Here is an 18022-nt window from a genome sequence, read left to right on the forward strand (position 1 = left end):
GCGCTGGGAGAGCGTATGGTGCTCCGATTATCCGCTGAACCTGGGAGGCAATCATGCAGTTCAGGACAACCGGACTATTGTTGCTCGGCGCGATGGCGCTTCCCGTCTCCGCGACCGCACAAACCACCCCCACAGCGCCGGCAATTACGCGAACAGTGGTCGCCGCAACCAAACTGCCGACCGTCACCGACGTGCCGCTGCATTTCAAAGCGGTGAGCGTCACTCTTCAGCCGGACCAGAAGAGCGGCGTGTCGGCGGCCAGCGGCATCCTCTACCAGTTGTCAGGATCGACCGAGGTCTCGCTTGGTGGCGAGGCCAAAATGCTCAACGCCGGAGACGGGCTGTTCATCGCCGGCGGAAAGACCGCGGCGCTAACGGCGGGTAGCGGAGGGCCGTCAACTTTTCTCCACTTCTTCCTTGTCCCCGCTGCCGACTTGGGTCGGCCTGTCGAGACGGCACCTGCCGCGGTGAGAGAGCTATATCGCACAGCGACTCCGATCCCCGACCTGCAGTCAGGCGGTTATGATCTCAATCTCACGCGAGTTACATTTCCGGCGCAGATGCCCTCCAACCCGCCGCACCATCGGTCAGGCGCGGCTCTATACTTCATCATCTCCGGCACCGGGGCCAACACGGTCGACGGCAAGACAGAAGCAAGGGGACCGGGTTCCCTGATCTATGAACCGTACGCCCTCGTGCACCAATGGGGAAACCCAGGCAACGAGCCGTTGATATTCCTGGCCTTCAACATCAATCCGGAAGGTATAGCGGCCGTGCTTCCGGGCGCACCAGCAAAGAAACAATAGCTAGAGCATGATCCGGAAAAGTGGGTACCGGTTTTCCGAAAAGATCATGCTCAAACAAAAAGATAGAGCGGGATGACGATTCGAAGAAAAGTCATCGCGCTCTAGTGGCGGGCGGCCCACCGCATCCGGAGGGCCGTTCGATCTCATATGAGTTGGCGAATTTGAATCATGGTGGCAACGAACGATCGCATCGTCACCGTGTTCGGCGGAACTGGTTTTCTTGGCCGCCGCATCGTTCGGCATCTATCCGATGTTCGGCCGCGGCGAGACCAGATTGCAGCCGGCCTATGTGGAGGCTGGTCGCGGGGCGACTTCAAGACAGCGCTGCTGCCGTAGTCGCCATCTCTTTCGATCGCGCCAAAAAAGCCGCGACTGCTGGATTCGGCGTGATTTCCAGAAGCTCGATCGACGAAAATCCGTACGACCCACCTGCTGCCCCGCTACGCCGGATCACCGTTGTTCGACAATATCTGCGCAGCGCCGCCGATGGCGCGTCGGAAGGCTTCATCGAAGGTCACACCGCGAAGCTGCCATCGGTGCGGCCGGCCCTGCCACTCCAGTTGCCACTCGGTGGCCCATCCGAGCTCCTGATCGTCCCACACCAGCCGCCCGACCAAAGCGACCTCCCCACCCTGCTCGGCTGCGCGAGAGGCCCATGTCGAGGGCGGCACCGCCGTCAACCCGGCACCATCGATGCCCGACTTCGCCAATGCCGCACCGCTCGGCAACACAATGGTCATCCCGCGCCTGGCGGCTGCGGCGAGCAGTGAGTCGCGCGGCGCTGCGGAACGCTCCGCATCAGCCGTGACGATGTATTTTGTTGGGCCCTGCTCCATCTCGACAAAGACTCCAAGGATCGGACGGTGCGAAAGCCACGGCGTGAGGCCAAGTGCCTTGAGCAGGCCGTCGATTTTCTTTTCATCGAAGTCGACAATCAGATCGTAGGGCCGGTCACGGGTGCCCTGCTCGTCGCGCGTCGGCGTGCCGGACATCTGGTCGTGATAGCGATACGCCCTAACAAAATCTCCCGCGCGCGATTTGTAGACCGCCAGTCGAGGGTCGCCGGCAAGTTTTAGCGCGCCCGACACTTTGATGAGGACATCCTCCAGACATGAGACAAAGCCGATGATGCGATTGGCCTCGCCCTGGCCTGTGACGACGGCCTGCGCTCGATATAGATCCGCCGCGGCCGCCATGGTGACGGTGAAACACATCAACGCTGCCAAAATCGATGTCCTGATCATGATCGCCTCCGCTACGCAGGCACATTGCGTCCGCAGCATATCGCGCCGTCTCCCGAACCAACTGCTGTTGCACCGCACCCGTTGCTCCGCAAAAAATATCATCTTCCTGCCCGGCTCGCCGCCAGTTCCAACAGCCGCCTTGAAAGATTGATCCGGAACAAACATGATATGATACGCGCTTAGCTTAGAGATCGGTCGCGGAGAAATCCCGATGTTACAACGCGCCCTCCCGGTACAGCATCCGCCCTTCGCGCTTGGTGAAAAGCTCGGAGTTCACGCGCCGTCGAGGGCGCGCGCGCTCGTTCGTGTTTTTGTCGGCCATTGCCTGCGGTTGCTGCGATTGTTGGGCCAGTTCGCCGCGGCCGGTGGTCCTCTTTCGTAGGCGCGTACCGCAACACGCGGAGTTCGTCGTCAGGCACCCAGTCGCGCGATCCGTTGGCTATGGCGCCCTACGCGCTTTGCAGCAGGGACCTTCTCGTCCTACTTGGCGGTAGAAGGACCGAGGCAATTACCGTGATTAAAACCGACCTCTCCGAAATCTACCGGGACTACATCGCCTGCTTGAACAGGCAGGACTGGCCGAAGCTGGAACAGTTCGTTCAGGATGACGTGCACTACAACGGTCGGCGGATCGGATTGTCAGGTTATCGCGAGATGCTGGTGAGAGACTTTGATGAAATTCCGGACCTGTATTTCAACATTCATCTGCTGATTTCCGATCCGCCTTATATCGCAAGCCGGCTGGGCTTCGACTGTACGCCTAAGGGAATGTTCCTTGGCCTCGACGTAAACGGAAAGCGAGTTTCCTTTACCGAAAACGTCTTCTATGAATTTCGGAGCGAAAAGATCGATCAAGTATGGTCTGTGATAGATAAGGCCGCTATCGAAGCTCAGCTCTAGAGCCAGGGACGGTGGCAAAAGAGCCCGGTCACCGGGGAGAGCACGAAGGAAACCGTTAAAACCATTGCGTGCGGGAATGCCGGGTTGATCCCGGTGAGCCCGTGGTGACTACTCGTGTGCTTTCTACCTTTGCACACGAGGCTGCGGGTGCACTGGGCACCCGGCATTCCCCACGCCCTCCTGGGGCGGAAGATTCATCCAGGCCTCGGGCGCATCGCGCCGCGAGATCGCCAAGTCATATCTATCCGTCATTGCGAGGAGCGCTTGCGACGAAGCAATCCAGCTTTCTTTTTCCCGGCGCCAAAGCTGGATTGCTTCGTCGCGGAGCCTGTCATCGGGCGCGCGTTCGCGCGACCCGTTGGCTCCTCGCAATGACGACGTCGCCGCACGACCGCTAAAATTGTTCGGATTTCCCGTACTTTCCCCTACCGTACTCGCCCGGAATATCCCGATACCCTTTCCGCTGCTATCCCTGAGTCGCACTTCGCTTTTTCATTAGGAGGCGGAACATGGCTCAGGTCTTTTTCCACTGCTCCAACGCCGAAGAGATATGGGTCGACGGGCGCGGCATCGCCGTCGGCAATCTCGCCGAGGCGCATCAGCAGGCCGCGATCGTGGTGCGCTCGCTGCTCATGACGGCGGGCACGGAAGATTGGCGCGAGTGGGTGCTGCACGCCAACGACGATCTCGGCGAAGAGATTTTTGCCGTGCCGTTCGTCTCCCTGCTCGGCAAGCTGCATTGAGAGGCCACCATGTTTCGCCAGCGCCTCCATGCGATCGTGACGAAGTGGCAGCGGCTGATCGAAATTGCCCGTAATCCCTATCGGCCCGAGCGTCATTACATGCGCGGTCCCGGCCCGAAATGGCGCGCCAAGCACAAGACCCAAAGCGGCGTGCTTTGAACCGGCCTGCCTAGCCGGCGTGCCATCCGGCGGCCTATAAGAGGCATCGGATGTCCCCCTGGCAGGCAGCATGACCGTCATTTCGATTCAGTCGCAGGTCGCCTACGGCCATGTCGGCAACAGCGCCGCCGCCTTTCCCCTGCAGATGCACGGCATCGACGTGATCGCGGTGCCCACCACTTTGCTGAGCAACCGGCCGGGTTACCCGACCGTCCGCGGCCGGGTGCTCGACGCGCCACTGGTCGCCGATCTCCTGCGCGGGGTCGAGGAACGCGGCGCGGTCGAGACCTGCCAGATGATCCTGTCGGGCTATCTCGGCTCGCCTGACATTGCTGCCGTCGTCGCGGAATTCGTGCAGCGGGCCCGGGCCCGCAACCCGGCGATATCCTATTGCTGCGATCCCGTGCTCGGCGATCGCGATCGGGGCCTGTTCGTCCACGCCGACATCCCGCCGCTGGTTCGTGACCGGCTGTGCCGGCTTGCGGACCTCATCACCCCCAATCATTTCGAGTTCGAATGGCTGTGCGGCGCGAGGGCCACCACGATCGATGAAGTGATCGCGCAGGCGCAAGTCCTGATCGCGCGCGGTCCGTCGACGGTCGTCGTCACCAGCGCCGAACTCGCCGATACGCCGGCAGGTCATATCGATACGCTTGCCGTCGAACCGGCCAAGGCCTGGCGCGTACGCACGCCGAAACTGCCGATCAGCCCCTCCGGGACCGGCGATCTGTTTGCCGCGCTTTTGGTGTCGGCGCGCGTGCGCGGATCGGACACGCCGGCCGCGCTCGCTCACGCGGCATCGGCCGTCTTCGCCGTGCTGGAATGCACCGCAGCCGGTGGCACCGAGGAAATGCGCATCGTCGAGACGGCTTCGCTGCTCGTCCACCCGCCGCGACGGTTCGACGCCGTCGCCGTGCGCAGCAGCTCTTCGTAACCTACTGCACGACGTCGAGCTTGACGTTCGCAACCCCCTTGTTGACCATTCCCAGCGCATTGGCCGCCGAATAGGAGACGTCGACGACCCGCCCGTGCACGTACGGGCCGCGGTCATTGACCCGGACGGTTACGGACCGCCCGGTCGCGGTGTTGGTCACGCGCAATTTGGTGCCGAACGGCAAGGTCGGATGGGCGGCGGTCAGTTCGTGCGTATCGAATTTTTCGCCGCTCGCGGTCTCGGTTCCCTCGGTGTAGAAGCTCGCCACTCCCTGCGAGGCAACCTGCGTCCCACCCGCATTCTTCTTCGCCGCGAACGGCGTATGCTTTTTCACGGACGCGACATGCCTGCGCATGGGCAGCGACGCGTGCCGGCTGGCGCCAACAAATTCGGAATGTCTGGTGACCACGGAGGACTGGGCGCAAGCCCCCAACAACGCCCCTCCGAGCGCGACGGCAAACAATCGAACGACACAACGCATGGAAAACATGTCGCATCCCCCAATCTGTGCCCCCGCGCCCAAACCGAAATCCGACATGGTTAAGAGCGGAGCCCAATGAGGGCGGAACGGTGGCCGGACGAGTCCAGCCCCACACGATTCCTTGCGAGTGTGATTATTGCGCCACAGTCATCCAGGCAGCGCGGCGGGTGGCGATTCCAACGATCAGCCGTGGGGACCTGCGATCGGTCCGTTCCACGCGCTCCGCCCCGGCGGAAGCACGACGACGGTCGCACCCTGCCTCACCCGATCGAAGAGATCGATGACATCCTCGTTGGTCATGCGGATGCAGCCGGATGAGATGGCCTGCCCGATATATTCCGGCTGGTTGGTGCCGTGAATACGATACAGCGTGTCCTTGTTGCCCTCGTAGAGATAGAGCGCCCGCGCGCCAAGCGGATTGGCCGGGCCTCCGGCAATGCGTGGCGGGTAAGGACCGAGCCGCGCCTGAATCTCCGGTGTCGGGATCCAGTCTGGCCATTCCGCCATCTTGCCGACGGTTGCGACGCCGGAGAACGCCATCGCTTCCTCCCCGACCGCCACGCCGTAGCGGATCGCCTTGCCGGCGGGCAGGACGTAGTAGAGAAACCGCGACTCGGTATCGACCAGGATCGTGCCCGGCGCCTCTCTGCGCGAATAGTCGACGATATGTCGGCGATAGGACTCAGGAATGTCCGCCCGCGCATAAGGCGGATGTGCCAGCAACTGCCGGTCGCGCGGCGTAAAACTGGCATCCGACGACGGCGCGAGCGTCGCCTGCATGCAGCCGCCGAGCGCAAGCCCGACAAGCCCCATCAGCAACAACGCGAGCCTGGAACTCGGCACCGCCCCGCCTCCAAAGCATTAGGTTGCGCCCATATGCTTCCCCAATCGTGCAGAAATCATGGCGATAATTTGTGAAACAACGCCTTGCCGCCCGGCGAATTCTTCCCGGCATTGAGCAAAATCCGGCGCACGCGGCAAAAAAATTCCACAATCGTTCAAAAAAAAATTGCCTCCCCTGGAGAAGGAGGACCTGACATGCGGATCGTAACCGCGATCATCTCTGGTTCGATGGCTCTGGCGGTTCTGACGACGCCGGCGCTCGCAAAACATTCCGACGCTCACCCAGCCCAAGTCCCTGCCCAAGTCCGCGACCCATGAAACCGGCCACCAAACCCGCTGATAAGCCCGATCCGGCGATGGCCTGGTAGCCCGCTGCCATCAGTGTAAACCAGAGATTAATTCCCGCCATCTACGATGGAGGACCTCGTCCTCTACCATCGCGAATGGCGCACAGACTCATGAAAATCGGGACCCTGCTCACGGCTGCAATCATCTCGCTTTCCACCGTCGGCGGCGGTCTCGCGCTCTATGTGGCGGTGACGAAATACCAGACCATGGACAAGATTTCGGTGGCGCAGAGCCGGCTCGAGGTGGTGCGCGCCGTCGGCGACATTCCGCGTTATCTGAACCCCGAGCGCGGGTTCGCCACCAACATCCTGTTCGGGCCTGCCGCGGTCGATCCGAAGCAGCGCGCCGAACTTGTCGACAAATACCGCAAGCAGACCGACGGCGCGCGCGACAAGATGAATGCCGTCAGGAAGAGCCTGCCCGGGCCGCTCGACGACGGTGACACTGTCGGCGCCGGAATCGACACACTCAACGCGAAATTCGTTAGCCTCCGCGTAGAGATCGATAAAGCCATCGACGGCCCGGCCGAAGCCCGCAAGGATGCCGCGAAGAAAATCGTTTCAGACAATGCGGCCTTCAACAATGCGGTCACCGCGCTGCTCGACGGCCAGGTCCGCAAGATCGCAAAACTCGACGGCGACGCCTACCGGCAGGCGAGCTATGCCAACATCGCCTGGACGCTGCGCGACGTCGGCGGCTTCAATGCCAGCCTGCACAAGAGCCTGGTCGGCGCCAAGCGGGCGGCGACCGAAGCCGAAAAGATCGAGCTCGCCCGCTCGCAGGGGCGGAGCGATCAGATCCTGATGTCGCTGCAGGAGTTGCGCGGCAATCCCGCAACGCCCGCCAACGTCGCCTCCGCGCTCGAGCGCATGAACGACGCCTATGTCGAGCGCTTCGGCAAGGAATTGAAACTTGCCAAGGAAGGCGCCGTCAGCGGCAAATACGAGCACGATCTCGATACTTACTTCACGGAGTCGCAGGTCGGCCTTGCCGCGATCGTCGAGGTACGCGATGCCTTCTACGACAATGCCGAACAGATCCTCTCCGCAGCCTATTCCTCGGCGCGCTTTAGCTTCCTGATCGCGCTCGCGGGGCTCTTGGCGGTCGTAGTCGCCAGCGCCGGCCTCGTGGTGATGGTGCGCCGCCGGATCTGCCAGCCGATCGTCGATCTCACCGGCACGATGTCGCGGCTTGCCGGCGGCAACGTCTCAGAGGAAATTCCAGGCGCCGAGCGCAGCGACGAGATCGGCGCCATGGCGGCCGCCGTGCAGGTCTTCAAGGACAACAAGATCGAGGCCGATCGGTTGGCCGCGGAGCAGGAAGCCGAAAACGACGTCAAGATGCGGCGCGCCCGCCTGCTCGACGATCTCACCCGCGCGTTCGAAACCAAGGTGAGCGAACTGGTCGGCGGGCTGTCGCAGGCGTCGGCCGCGATGGAAGAGACGGCGCAGTCGATGTCGTCGACCGCGGCCGCCACCAACCGTCAGGCCGCGGTCGTGGCCGCGGCTTCCGAACAGACCTCGACCAATGTGCAGGCGGTCGCGAGCGCCACCGAGGAACTGACATCCTCGATCACCGAGATCGGCCGCCAGGTCACGCAGTCCACCGAGATCGCGGCGCGCGCGGTCGAGAACGCCCGCCGCACCGGCGATACCGCGCGCTCGCTCGCCGAGGGCGCACAGAAGATCGGCGACGTCGTGACGCTGATCCAGACCATCGCCGCCCAGACCAATTTGCTCGCCCTCAACGCCACCATCGAGGCCGCGCGCGCCGGCGAAGCCGGACGCGGATTCGCCGTGGTCGCCTCCGAGGTCAAATCGCTGGCCGGCCAGACCGCCAAGGCCACCACCGAAATCTCCGAGCAGATCGCAGCGATCCAGGCCGCCAGCGACGAGACGGTGACGGCGATCAAGAACGTCGTCGACGTCATCACCGAGATCGATCAGATCGGCATTGCGATTGCATCCGCGATCGAGGAACAGGGCTCCGCGACCAAGGAAATCTCCCGCAGCGTCCAGGAAGCCGCGCGCGGCACCCAGGAAGTCAACGCCAACATTTCCGGCGTGCAGCGCGCCGCCGACGAAACCGGCGCCGCCGCCAACCGGGTGCTCGGCGCCGCCGAACAATTGTCGTCCCAGTCAAGCGATCTCGCCGGCCAGTTCAACCGCTTCCTGTCCGAGGTGCGGGCGGCGTAGGTCCAACGCTACCCGTAACCCGGATGGAGCCAACGGGTCGCGCGAATGCGCGCCCGATGACAGGCTCCGCGAAATCCGGGGCCCGACCTGCGCATCGCCTTCCCAGCGCTCCATCGGGACCACGATTAGGGAGCTTGATTGGTGCAGGCTTGACCAATGCCAGCTATGCCCCGGTAGCAACCAAATTCCGCATCGCAGCGAAATGATGCGACGTGCCAAAAGGCGACGTCGCGCCGGCCACCTCGGAGCTGTCAGCTCAAGGATCAGGGGCTCCATCCGTTGTGGGCCACCTTGTTCATGAGCGCTCGAAGTCTAACGACGATTTCGGCTGCTCGCTTACCGTCGATAGCGATACCATTGAGCGCCTGGCGGACTCCTTCCAGATCTGGCTGTTCAGCGCACAGCCAGTTTAACCCGGCCTCTGCATTAGTGACCGCCGCCGTGATCGCGTCGACGATCTCGTGAGCTTGCGCATTATAGGTGCGCACGAATTCCGCCGAGGTCTGCAATGGCACTTGACCCTTCGCGTCGCTCACGCTTCCTTCCGGCCGGAACGAGTGTTGATCAGTTAGCATGACAAATCTCCTCGACCGTAGAGGTGTTGAAGGTACGGAGATGCCGCGCAACCCGCCGGCGCAACGAAGCAGTAGCCTCGGCCGGAACCGTTCGTCACATAGCCCTCGCCTCCCTGACCGTCACTTAGGGCACGCCGCAGCTGCTGTCCGGTGTGGCCGTTTGCCGCCAGACGGGGAATGCCGTCAACTCTCGCGCGGATCATCGGCGTGCTCCAAAGTTCGGCGTTGGATTGGTGAGCAGAACTGTGCTCACGATGGCGTTGTTGCCTTGCTTGCAATCGCTTTCAATGCGGCTGCCATAGCGTTGACTGTCGTGTTGTTCGCACCGTCCAGGCCGTGGCGGTGCGCAAGAAATGCAGGATCGTTGTACGACAGCCAAGTGGTGCCCGACGCGTCCTGCCAGACCAAAGCCTTGAGTGGTAGATCGATGCCGAACGTCTGAGTCGACTGCATCAGCGGTGTGCCGGTCTTTGCATTGCCGAAGATCAGGAGTTCTGTTGGCCGCAGCGGCAGCCCGACGGCAGTCGCGCCCGCGGCGTGATCAATATGGGCAAAGACCGTCATTCCCCTGGCCCTGACCTCGGCCTCGAACCGGTTCATCGTTTCCTCCGGTCCATAGCGACTTTCGATCGTAATCAATCCATCTGGAGCCATTGCTTGGTGTCCCAAAGCATTTGCGATGGACTGACCTTACCGTCAGCGGACGCATCCATCCTTGAGGCAGTTCTGAAAAGTTCTGAAAAGCGTCGCCCAACGACCACAGATTCCTGCTCGAAACTGTCCAAATGGCCTTAAAATGTCCGAAGGGAGCACCGATGCCAGGCCAGGACCGACGGCCCGTCTACAAGTTCGGCGCGTGGGAAATCGATCTCGCGCGCCGTGAGATGCGGTTGAACGGCGTTCCGACTGACGTTGGCAGCCGGGCGTTCGAAATTGTCGAGACGCTGGTCCAGTCGGCCGGCGAGCTGATCGACAAGTATGAGTTGATGAACCGTGTATGGCCGGGTGCAGCGGTCGAGGAAAACACTCTACAGGCTCAAATCTCCGCGATACGCCGGGCGTTGGGTCCCGATCGAGGACTATTGAAGACAATCGCGGGTCGTGGCTACCGATTGCTGGGAGACTGGATAATTCAGCAGGAGGATTTTGCCGCGGCCGGCATGCCCACTGCTGAACCCGCTCGAAGCTATGTCACAAATCTTACCGCCCCACCCAGCGCATTGATTGGCAGAAACACAGCCGAGGCCCAATTATTAGAGCTGCTTTCGACCTATCGAATGGTCACCATGACCGGGCCCGGCGGTATCGGGAAGACCGTACTCGCGCAGGCGGTTGCCCGCAATCTGCTCGCGACTTTCGGAGGTGACGGTTTGCTCGTCGAACTGGTCTCGCTGTCGGACCCTGCGCTGGTGCCATTTGCGGTCGCGACTGTTCTCGGCCTCAGACTGGGCGGCGACGAGATTTCTTTTGAATCCATTGCGCGAGAAATCGGAGCAAGAAAACTCCTGCTCGTGCTGGATAATTGCGAGCATCTGATTGAAGGGGCTGCGAGGTTAGCGGAGACGCTCGTACGATCGTGTCCAAATACGACGATTCTGGCGACGAGCCGCGAGGTGCTTCGCATCGACGGCGAGTATGTCTATCGCGTTCCCCCGCTCGATGTTCCGGTACGGGGCGGAGATGGAGATCACGATATCCTCGGACGCAGCGCAGTGCAGCTCCTGATTGCCAGGACAAAGGCATTGAACGCCGACTTTTCGCCGCGCGGGGAAAGCCTTCAGCTGGTCGCTGCGATTTCGCGTCAGCTCGATGGCATCCCGCTGGCCATCGAATTCGCGGCGGCTCGCGTCGCAACGCTTGGGTTGCAACAGGTCGCCGCGCGCTTGCACGATCGCTTCAACCTGCTGACCCGCGGCTTCCGAACGGCGTTACCGCGACACCAGACCCTGCTTGCGGCCCTCGATTGGAGTTATGAACTGCTGTCTGAGACGGAGGCGCGGGTGCTGCGCCACCTTGCGGTGTTCAACGGCGATTTTTCCCTCGATGCCGCTGCCGCAGTGATGGGAAATCTCGACGCCGTCTCGGTCGCGGATAGCCTGGCAGGCCTGGTCGTCAAGTCGCTCGTCGCCGCGGACTTTCAAGCCGGGGACGATCACTATCGTCTGCTTGACACGACGCGTGCCTACGCCCTCGAAAAGCTGCGCGGTGCGGGAGAGCACCGGGAAGCCGCACGTCGCCATGCGGAATACTTCCGGGAAGCCCTCATTCAGGCTGAGGCAGAAGGCAATTCCTTACCGCAAACCGATTGGCAGAGACGCTATGGCCGACACCTCGGCAATGTCCGCGCCGGCCTCGAATGGGCATTCTCGGCGGACGGCGACTCGCAGATCGGCGCGGCGTTGACTGCCGCTGCAGTGCCGCTATGGGTCCACCTGTCGCTGTTCGGCGAATGTCGCGAACGCGCCGAATTGGCGCTCGCGAAGCTGGACGATGGCGCTATAGATCCGACACGCTTGCGCATGCAGCTCTCGGCGGCACTCGGCTGGTCGCTGATGTACGGCCAGGGTCGTGCGCGAGATGCGGGCCCAACACTCGCGATCACCCTCGAATTGGCGGACCGGCTCGACGACAAGCATTATCGCCTGCGCGCCCTCTGGGGCCTTTGCATCGACCAGTTCAACAATGGCGAATTTATCAAGGCACTCGAGTTCGCTCAGCGCTTCACGAAAGCAGCGGAGGGCTCTGCCGATCCGACCGACTTGATGCTGGCCGATCGCCTTCTCGCCGTGTCGCTGCACTTTCTTGGCGACCAAAACGGCGCACGTCGCCACATCGACCGGGTCGACGCGTCCCTCGATCTCCTGGCCGAGAAGCCCAAGATTTTCCCGCTCGATCTGCGGATCTCGACGCACTATTTCCGTGCCCGCATCCTGTGGATGCAAGGTCTCGCCGATCAGGCGCTGCGCCTTGTCGAGCACAACATCGAGGAGGGACGCGCGAATGGCCACGCCTTGACCTTCTGCAGTGTGCTGGGGCAGGGCGCGTGCCCGATCACCTTCCTGGCCGGTGATTTCGACGCGGCGGAGCGCTACGGTGAAGTGCTATTCGAGCACACTGAGCGCCACGCGATAAGCCTTTGGCGGCTTTGGGCGGGCTGTTTCAAGGGCATGGTTATGGCCAAACGCGGCAACATCGACGCTGGGCTGGTGCTCTTGCGGAGTGAAATCGATCGGGCGGGCGACGCCAGGTTCTTGCCGCGCTTCCTGCTTCCGCTGGGCGAACTGGCGGCCTGTCTCGGCGAAGCAAATCAGATCGAAAAAGGGCTTGCAGCGGCCGACGAAACCTTGGAGCGCTGCAAAGCCAGGCAGGAACAGTGGTACGTCCCGGAGCTCTTGCGCATCAAGGGCGAATTGATGCTGAAGGACCCGCAACATCAACCGGCCTCGTCGGTGGAACGATGCTTCATCGAGGCCTTGAAGCTGGCAAAGCAGCAGGGCGCGCTCTTCTGGGAGTTGAGAAACGCGCTAAGCCTTGCGCGTCTCTGGGTTGGGCAGGACCGGAAGACCGACGCAAGGCAGATCCTTGAACCGCTGTACGGGGCATTCACGGAGGGCTTTCAGATTGCTGACGTTCGCGAGGCAAAAACGCTGCTTGACGGGCTTGACGCTGACTGACGGCCAGACAGCACTCGGTCAACCTGAAAATGGCCAGTCGCTTGCTTCAGTCGTTTCGGCTCGCGCTCCTGGATCGTTCGCATGATGCTGAGCTGAGGCATCTTTTGGAGGCGGATCAATCTGATCCAATCGGCCGACAGTTGAGACGCAGTCGTACATGAATTTGTAACGTTTCTTAAACGGCCGCGATCAACTTGCCAGAGCGAGCGCAGATAGCCCCAAACCGCGGATCCGGACCACTTGCAACTGCTGGTTTTTCGGGAGCACGACGTGCGGCTCAAACGAGTACTTTGATAGGGCTGAAACCGGGATCGAGAGGACTGCCGTTGGGCGCGGCTAATGTCGCAGTTGGGTCTTGGCAAAACATGATATAGTAGGAGACGTGCGAGAGAAACGCGATGAGGGAGGCTGCTCATGACTGAGGCAATCGGGCGCCAAGCGATCGCAAAGGTCTCGCGTCGATTACTCCCGTTCATGGCCCTGCTTTATTTCGTAAACTTCCTTGATCGCATCAACCTCGGTTTTGCTGCGCTCACTATGAACAAGGACTTGGGGCTCAGCGCGTACGTGTACGGGCTGGGGGCCGGCATATTTTTCTTCGGTTATTTTATCTTCGAGGTGCCAAGCAACCTCATCCTGGAGCGTGTAGGAGCGCGTCTGTGGATCGCCCGAATCATGCTGACCTGGGGCTTCATTTCGGCTGGCATGGCGTTTGTCACGGGCGAGACGAGCTTCATCGTTATGCGTTTTCTCCTGGGCGTAGCTGAGGCCGGCTTCTTTCCGGGCATGATCCTCTATCTAACCTATTGGTACCCCGCTCCATATCGCGCCCGCGTCATTGCTGGATTTATGCTGGCCATTCCGGTCTCGATCGCTATTGGAGCACCGATATCGACGACCATCCTTGGCCTCGACGGTCTGCTCGGGCTTAAGGGTTGGCAGTGGCTGTTCATTATCGAAGGGGCTCCCGCGGTGGTTCTTTCGGCCGCCGTACTGTACTTCATGACCGACCGACCCGCACACGCGAAATGGCTCACTGCAGCCGAACGGGATTGGCTCGAACGAGCGCTGCGGGACGAACGCGAAGCGATCAATGCAGCTCACGGTACTTACAATCCCTTCCGTGCGCTAATCGACCCACGTGTGCTTGCTCTGTCGTTTATTTACCTTTGTCTCGTGGCTGCCGGCTACGGAACGGTTTACTTTCTGCCGCAGATCATCAAGGGACTCGGTTTCTCCAATTTTCAGACGGGGTTCGTGACCTCCGTACCCTCCATCGCAGGCTCCGTCGGCATGCTGGTCTGGGGCTGGTATTCGGATCGAATTGGCGAGCGGCGCTGGAACCTGGCGGTGGCCAGCTTATGCGGCGCAGTAGGACTCGCCGGCGCCGGCCTGTTTAATGCTTCGTACTGGGGCCTGTTGGCCATGTGTATCGCGAGCATCGGTCTGAATGGCACAAAGCCATGTTTTTGGCCGCTTCCGTCAACGCTCATGACTGGTACTGCCGCGGCAGCCAGCATTGCGGCGATCAATTCGATAGGAAATCTTGGCGGCTTTGTCGGACCCTATGTTGTGGGTTGGATCAAGGACACGACCCAGAGCTTTGAAGCGGGGCTCTATTTCCTAAGCGTCTGCGCCGTACTGGCGGCAATTGTGACCACGCTGGCGATGCGTCCATCCAGCCAGAGGGTCGCATCCCAAAGCATCAGTCATCCGGCATAAATCGGCCAGTTCGTGGCACGGGATACGGGCGATGTCGCAGTCGGGTCATTCGCGACGGAGTCCGGCGGCCAACAAGCCCGGCCACGTCCGCTGTGCTGCCGAAAGCGGACGTAAATTCAGAGCATTAGCGGCTCCGCGACGGACGTGATTCAAGCTGCGAAACCGGAGCCTTGCGCTACGACCTCAGCGACTTTGAATGGACCGCCAGTTATTGCGCCCCCACACCCTTTTGTGTGTCGCGCGCGAATGCTAAATCGCCGACATGCTCACCGCCGAAGACATCGAAAAAGCCGTCGAACAACTCGCCCCGCGCGAGCTAGCGCGGCTTCGCGCCTGGTTCGAAGTGTTCGATGCCCGGCAATTCGACGCCGCCATTGAGCGGGGGGCACGCGTCGGCAAGCTCGATGCTCATGCCGCCGAGGCGATTTCCGCGCACCGCGCCGGACTATCACGCGAGTTTTAATGTCGGGATCGGCCGCCGCCAATCGTCCTTCGGGCATCCACTGGCCCAACCCGAACGAGGCAACCGATGCTCTACGCTATCTTGGCCTATCACGTTGAAGAGGAAGTCGCGTCCTGGACCCCGGAAGAGGACGCAACAGTGATGCGCGACCTCAACAAGGTGCACGGCCGCCTCAACGAATTGGGACGCCTCGGGCCCGCGGCGCGGCTCGGGGCAACCGAGGGCGCCTGCGTGCTGCGCGGCCCGCGCAAAGGCGTGGTTACCGACGGCCCCTTTACCGAGTCAAAAGAGCAGCTTCTCGGTTTCTACATCCTCGACTGCGCCGACCGCGACGCCGCCATATCAGCCGCGCGCGATCTGCGCCAGGTCAATCCCTCTGCGATGTATGAGATACGGCCCGTAAAACTCTATCTTCCCGGCGTGCCGTTTCCGAGAACGGAGGATGGCGTCGACGCGTAGCCGTAACGCGACTGCGCATCCACCAGTCGTCCCGGCGAAAGCAGGGACCCATAGCCACCGATGTAAGTTGTTGGAAAGCCGTCTGGCCGCAGCGCTAAACAGAGAGGCCGCGGCGTATGGGTCCCTGCTTTCGCAGGGACGACATCAAGAAGATTGTCTCGCTCAGGTGATTTGCCCGTCAGGCAAAAACCTGTCCAGCCTCTTTTGCAAAAATATTTCTGTTTTTCCGAAATGCAAATCAGACTATATGATTTGCCGTCCTGTCCCACAGAGGGGCGGCTCGAGATCGTCACGGACGCGGGACAGGATGCGGTGGACGCGGATGCGCTCTTGACGAACGGCGCTGACGCGGACGGCGAAGTCGTGTGGTCCTGACACCCCGACGCTGGTGTCAAGTTCTTGAGAAGCAAGCTTCTCAGGGGCGACGGTGGCAAGAAAGCCCGGCTCACCGGGGAGAGCACGATATAAGCCGTAAAACCATTGCGCGGGGAATGCCGGGTGATTCCGGTGTGACCTGACCAACGCGTGTGCGTTCTACCACTGCCATTGCACACGCGGCTATCGGGCGCATCGGGCGCCCGGCATTCCCTGCGCCCTCTGACTGGAGGGTAAGGAAATTTATAGCAAACCTCGGGCGTATCCGGCCGCGAGATCGTGAAATTGTATCTAAACGTCATGGCGAGGCGCAAAGCCGTCACTGCGCTCCTCGCAATGACGGCCCCATTTGAACTTGCCGCCGACCGGGCGCGACTAGCAATAGTCCGACGCTATCAAAGGGGTAAGCCATGACCGATCCGCGAACGCAAGCATCCGATGGCACCGGCCGCAACCCCATCATCTCGCTCGTGCTGCCCTGCCTCCTGATCGGGCATTTTCTCTGGAACCTGCTGACGCCGGCCCACGAATACGCGATGCGCTCCGAGCAGCGCCTGACCATGACGCTCGATTTTCTCTTGCTCGCTGGCCTATTCGGCTTGAGGCGCTCGATGCCGGCGGCGTTGTTCTGGATTGCGCTTATCGCCGGGATCGGGCTATTCGCGCTCCGCATGACCAGCGACGCCGGCTGGTGGACCGGCCATCTCGTCTATTCCATTCCACCGCGCTGACCCCATCGGTCCATGCCCAGAACCGTCGACGATATCATTGCCGAGGCAGCCGCGCTGCCGCTGCGCGACGCAGCTTATGCGATCTGGCGGGAGAAAATCACGTTCGAGCGGCTGGAGGGCCGCATCTGGCCGCAGCGCGATTTCAGCACGCCGGAAGCGAGCGAAAAATCCATGCAGGAGATTTCCGCGCGGCTTAAATACGAGCACGATTTCGCGCAGGACGGGCCGACCTTCGACCGTTTGAAGCGGGCGCACCCGCGCGCCAGCGATGCCGAACTGAAGCAGGCGATCGTCGAGGCCGTAAAATTCGACGACGATTGCTTCAAATATTTCTCATACGGCAGCGGTGAGAATTATCTCGACAATACACCACGCGCCGTCGCCCGCGCGGCGCGCGAAAATCCGCCGTATCTGGAAACCACCTACCGCGATGCCGAGAACTGGGTCGCCTACAACATGAAGTGATGGCGAACCTAGAAGCAAAGATTGGTGACAAAATTACCGCGCTTGTCCTTGATCACGTAGGGGCATTCAATGCGCTTCAGCGCTTTCTTGGCGTCCTCATCGCCGAGGGCTGCGGCGCGCTCGTAATAGGCTTTGGCGGCGGCCGCATCCTTTGGCCCGCCGCGCCCTTCCTGGGTGAAGGCGCCCATCCGTTCCAGCGCACCGGGATGATTTTGCGCCGCCGCTTTCTCGAACAAAGCGCGCGCGCCGGAATCATCCTGGGCGCCGCCGGTGCCCTCCGCCAACATCAACCCCAACTGATACTGCGCCTCCGCATTGGTCTCGGCGGCTTTTGCCAGGAGCTCCCTCGCCCGCGCAGGATCCGGCGACGCACCGCCGCTGCCGCCGAGCGCCGCGAGGTTGCTGACGCCGCGCGGATTGCCGGCTTGCGCGGCGCGCTCGAACAATTTCCGGGCTTGCGCTTCATCCCGCGCGACGCCCGCGCCGGTGCCATAGAGCACACCGAGTTCGACCATCGCCGAGGTGGAACCTTTGTCTGCCGCCTTGCGCCAGGCGGCGATCGCTTCCGGCATTTGATGGTTGGCGGCGTAGGCGCGGCCCAATTGATAGAGCGCGCGCCGCGACGAGCCGGAGGCAATCTTACAGAATTTGATCGCGGTCGCGATATCGGGTGCCATGACTTCCGGCGTACCCTTGACATCGGCCGGCTTGTCCGGATCGGCGGGATCAGCGGCAAGCCGGTCGCACAGCACGAGATCGGCGGATTGCGCGAGCGCTACTCTGGGAGCCGCAACGATCGCGATCGCCGAGACGGCGACGCAGCCGATCGCAGCAAATACATTCGCGTGGGATCGTTTTGTCATGGCGCACATCGGAACGGCAAGGTTAGCTTCGAAGAACGGGCG

General features: G+C 61.7%; 18 protein-coding genes. 12 read left to right on the top strand and 6 right to left on the bottom strand.

Annotated elements, in window-relative coordinates:
- Window positions 1-53: 53 nt before the first annotated feature.
- Window positions 54-806 (top strand): cupin domain-containing protein, encoded by a 753-nt coding sequence (locus tag B5526_RS01445; RefSeq protein ID WP_079536303.1) that lies wholly within the window; start codon window positions 54-56, stop codon window positions 804-806.
- Between the two features lie 440 nt (window positions 807-1246).
- On the opposite strand, the gene B5526_RS01450 is transcribed toward B5526_RS01445, so the two are convergent.
- Entirely contained in the window at window positions 1247-2050 is an 804-nt protein-coding gene (locus tag B5526_RS01450; protein WP_244562168.1) for a DUF2066 domain-containing protein, read from the bottom strand.
- A gap of 513 nt (window positions 2051-2563) precedes the next feature.
- Between B5526_RS01450 and B5526_RS01455 the strand changes: the two genes are divergently transcribed.
- From B5526_RS01455 to pdxY, 4 genes are all read left to right on the top strand, one after another.
- Window positions 2564-2950 (top strand): ester cyclase, encoded by a 387-nt coding sequence (locus tag B5526_RS01455; protein ID WP_154071076.1) that lies wholly within the window; start codon window positions 2564-2566, stop codon window positions 2948-2950.
- 509 nt (window positions 2951-3459) lie between these two features.
- Window positions 3460-3693 (top strand): DUF6894 family protein, encoded by a 234-nt coding sequence (locus B5526_RS01460; RefSeq protein ID WP_079536306.1) that lies wholly within the window; start codon window positions 3460-3462, stop codon window positions 3691-3693.
- A gap of 9 nt (window positions 3694-3702) precedes the next feature.
- Entirely contained in the window at window positions 3703-3852 is a 150-nt protein-coding gene (locus tag B5526_RS38320; protein WP_172841945.1) for a hypothetical protein, read from the top strand.
- Window positions 3853-3922: 70 nt separating this feature from the next.
- The gene (gene pdxY / locus B5526_RS01465; protein ID WP_079536308.1) at window positions 3923-4786 is read left to right on the top strand and encodes a pyridoxal kinase PdxY; all 864 of its coding nucleotides are present in this window, start codon (window positions 3923-3925) and stop codon (window positions 4784-4786) included.
- Window position 4787: 1 nt separating this feature from the next.
- On the opposite strand, the gene B5526_RS39665 is transcribed toward pdxY, so the two are convergent.
- Entirely contained in the window at window positions 4788-5324 is a 537-nt protein-coding gene (locus B5526_RS39665) for a septal ring lytic transglycosylase RlpA family protein (protein ID WP_433994615.1), read from the bottom strand.
- 126 nt (window positions 5325-5450) lie between these two features.
- Entirely contained in the window at window positions 5451-6080 is a 630-nt protein-coding gene (locus tag B5526_RS01475) for a L,D-transpeptidase (RefSeq protein ID WP_079544607.1), read from the bottom strand.
- A 488-nt stretch (window positions 6081-6568) separates the two neighbouring features.
- Here B5526_RS01475 and B5526_RS01480 point away from each other — a divergent pair, with 488 nt between their 5' ends.
- Window positions 6569-8653, top strand: a complete 2085-nt coding sequence (locus B5526_RS01480; protein ID WP_079536311.1) for a methyl-accepting chemotaxis protein — start codon at window positions 6569-6571, stop codon at window positions 8651-8653.
- Window positions 8654-8916: 263 nt separating this feature from the next.
- Here the strand turns inward: B5526_RS01480 and B5526_RS01485 are convergent, their stop codons facing one another.
- Both B5526_RS01485 and B5526_RS01490 read right to left on the bottom strand, forming a co-directional pair.
- On the bottom strand, window positions 8917-9189 hold the full coding sequence (locus tag B5526_RS01485; protein ID WP_154071078.1) for a hypothetical protein: 273 nt from the start codon (window positions 9187-9189) through the stop codon (window positions 8917-8919).
- 288 nt (window positions 9190-9477) lie between these two features.
- Window positions 9478-9828: a DUF302 domain-containing protein gene (locus B5526_RS01490; RefSeq protein WP_349642761.1), complete on the bottom strand. Its 351-nt coding sequence runs from the start codon at window positions 9826-9828 to the stop codon at window positions 9478-9480.
- 215 nt (window positions 9829-10043) lie between these two features.
- Here B5526_RS01490 and B5526_RS01495 point away from each other — a divergent pair, with 215 nt between their 5' ends.
- The 6 genes from B5526_RS01495 to B5526_RS01520 all read left to right on the top strand — a co-directional run bounded on the left by B5526_RS01495 (window position 10044) and on the right by B5526_RS01520 (window position 17117).
- A complete protein-coding gene (locus tag B5526_RS01495; protein ID WP_244562169.1) occupies window positions 10044-12902 on the top strand; it encodes an ATP-binding protein in 2859 nt (952 codons plus the stop codon).
- A gap of 414 nt (window positions 12903-13316) precedes the next feature.
- A complete protein-coding gene (locus B5526_RS01500; protein ID WP_079536315.1) occupies window positions 13317-14624 on the top strand; it encodes an MFS transporter in 1308 nt (435 codons plus the stop codon).
- 262 nt (window positions 14625-14886) lie between these two features.
- Entirely contained in the window at window positions 14887-15087 is a 201-nt protein-coding gene (locus tag B5526_RS01505; protein ID WP_079536317.1) for a hypothetical protein, read from the top strand.
- 66 nt (window positions 15088-15153) lie between these two features.
- Complete coding sequence (locus B5526_RS01510; protein WP_079536318.1) at window positions 15154-15546, top strand: YciI family protein; 393 nt, start codon at window positions 15154-15156, stop codon at window positions 15544-15546.
- A gap of 785 nt (window positions 15547-16331) precedes the next feature.
- Complete coding sequence (locus B5526_RS01515; RefSeq protein WP_079536320.1) at window positions 16332-16652, top strand: hypothetical protein; 321 nt, start codon at window positions 16332-16334, stop codon at window positions 16650-16652.
- A gap of 12 nt (window positions 16653-16664) precedes the next feature.
- Window positions 16665-17117 (top strand): hypothetical protein, encoded by a 453-nt coding sequence (locus B5526_RS01520; RefSeq protein WP_079536321.1) that lies wholly within the window; start codon window positions 16665-16667, stop codon window positions 17115-17117.
- A gap of 8 nt (window positions 17118-17125) precedes the next feature.
- Here B5526_RS01520 and B5526_RS01525 read toward each other — a convergent pair whose 3' ends face one another.
- Window positions 17126-17980 carry a tetratricopeptide repeat protein gene (locus B5526_RS01525; RefSeq protein WP_079544609.1) on the bottom strand — a complete coding sequence of 285 codons (855 nt, stop codon included), beginning with the start codon at window positions 17978-17980 and terminating at the stop codon, window positions 17126-17128.
- Window positions 17981-18022: the final 42 nt, after the last annotated feature.

Origin of the sequence: Bradyrhizobium lablabi (assembly GCF_900141755.1) — a bacterium.
GTDB lineage: Bacteria > Pseudomonadota > Alphaproteobacteria > Rhizobiales > Xanthobacteraceae > Bradyrhizobium > Bradyrhizobium lablabi_A.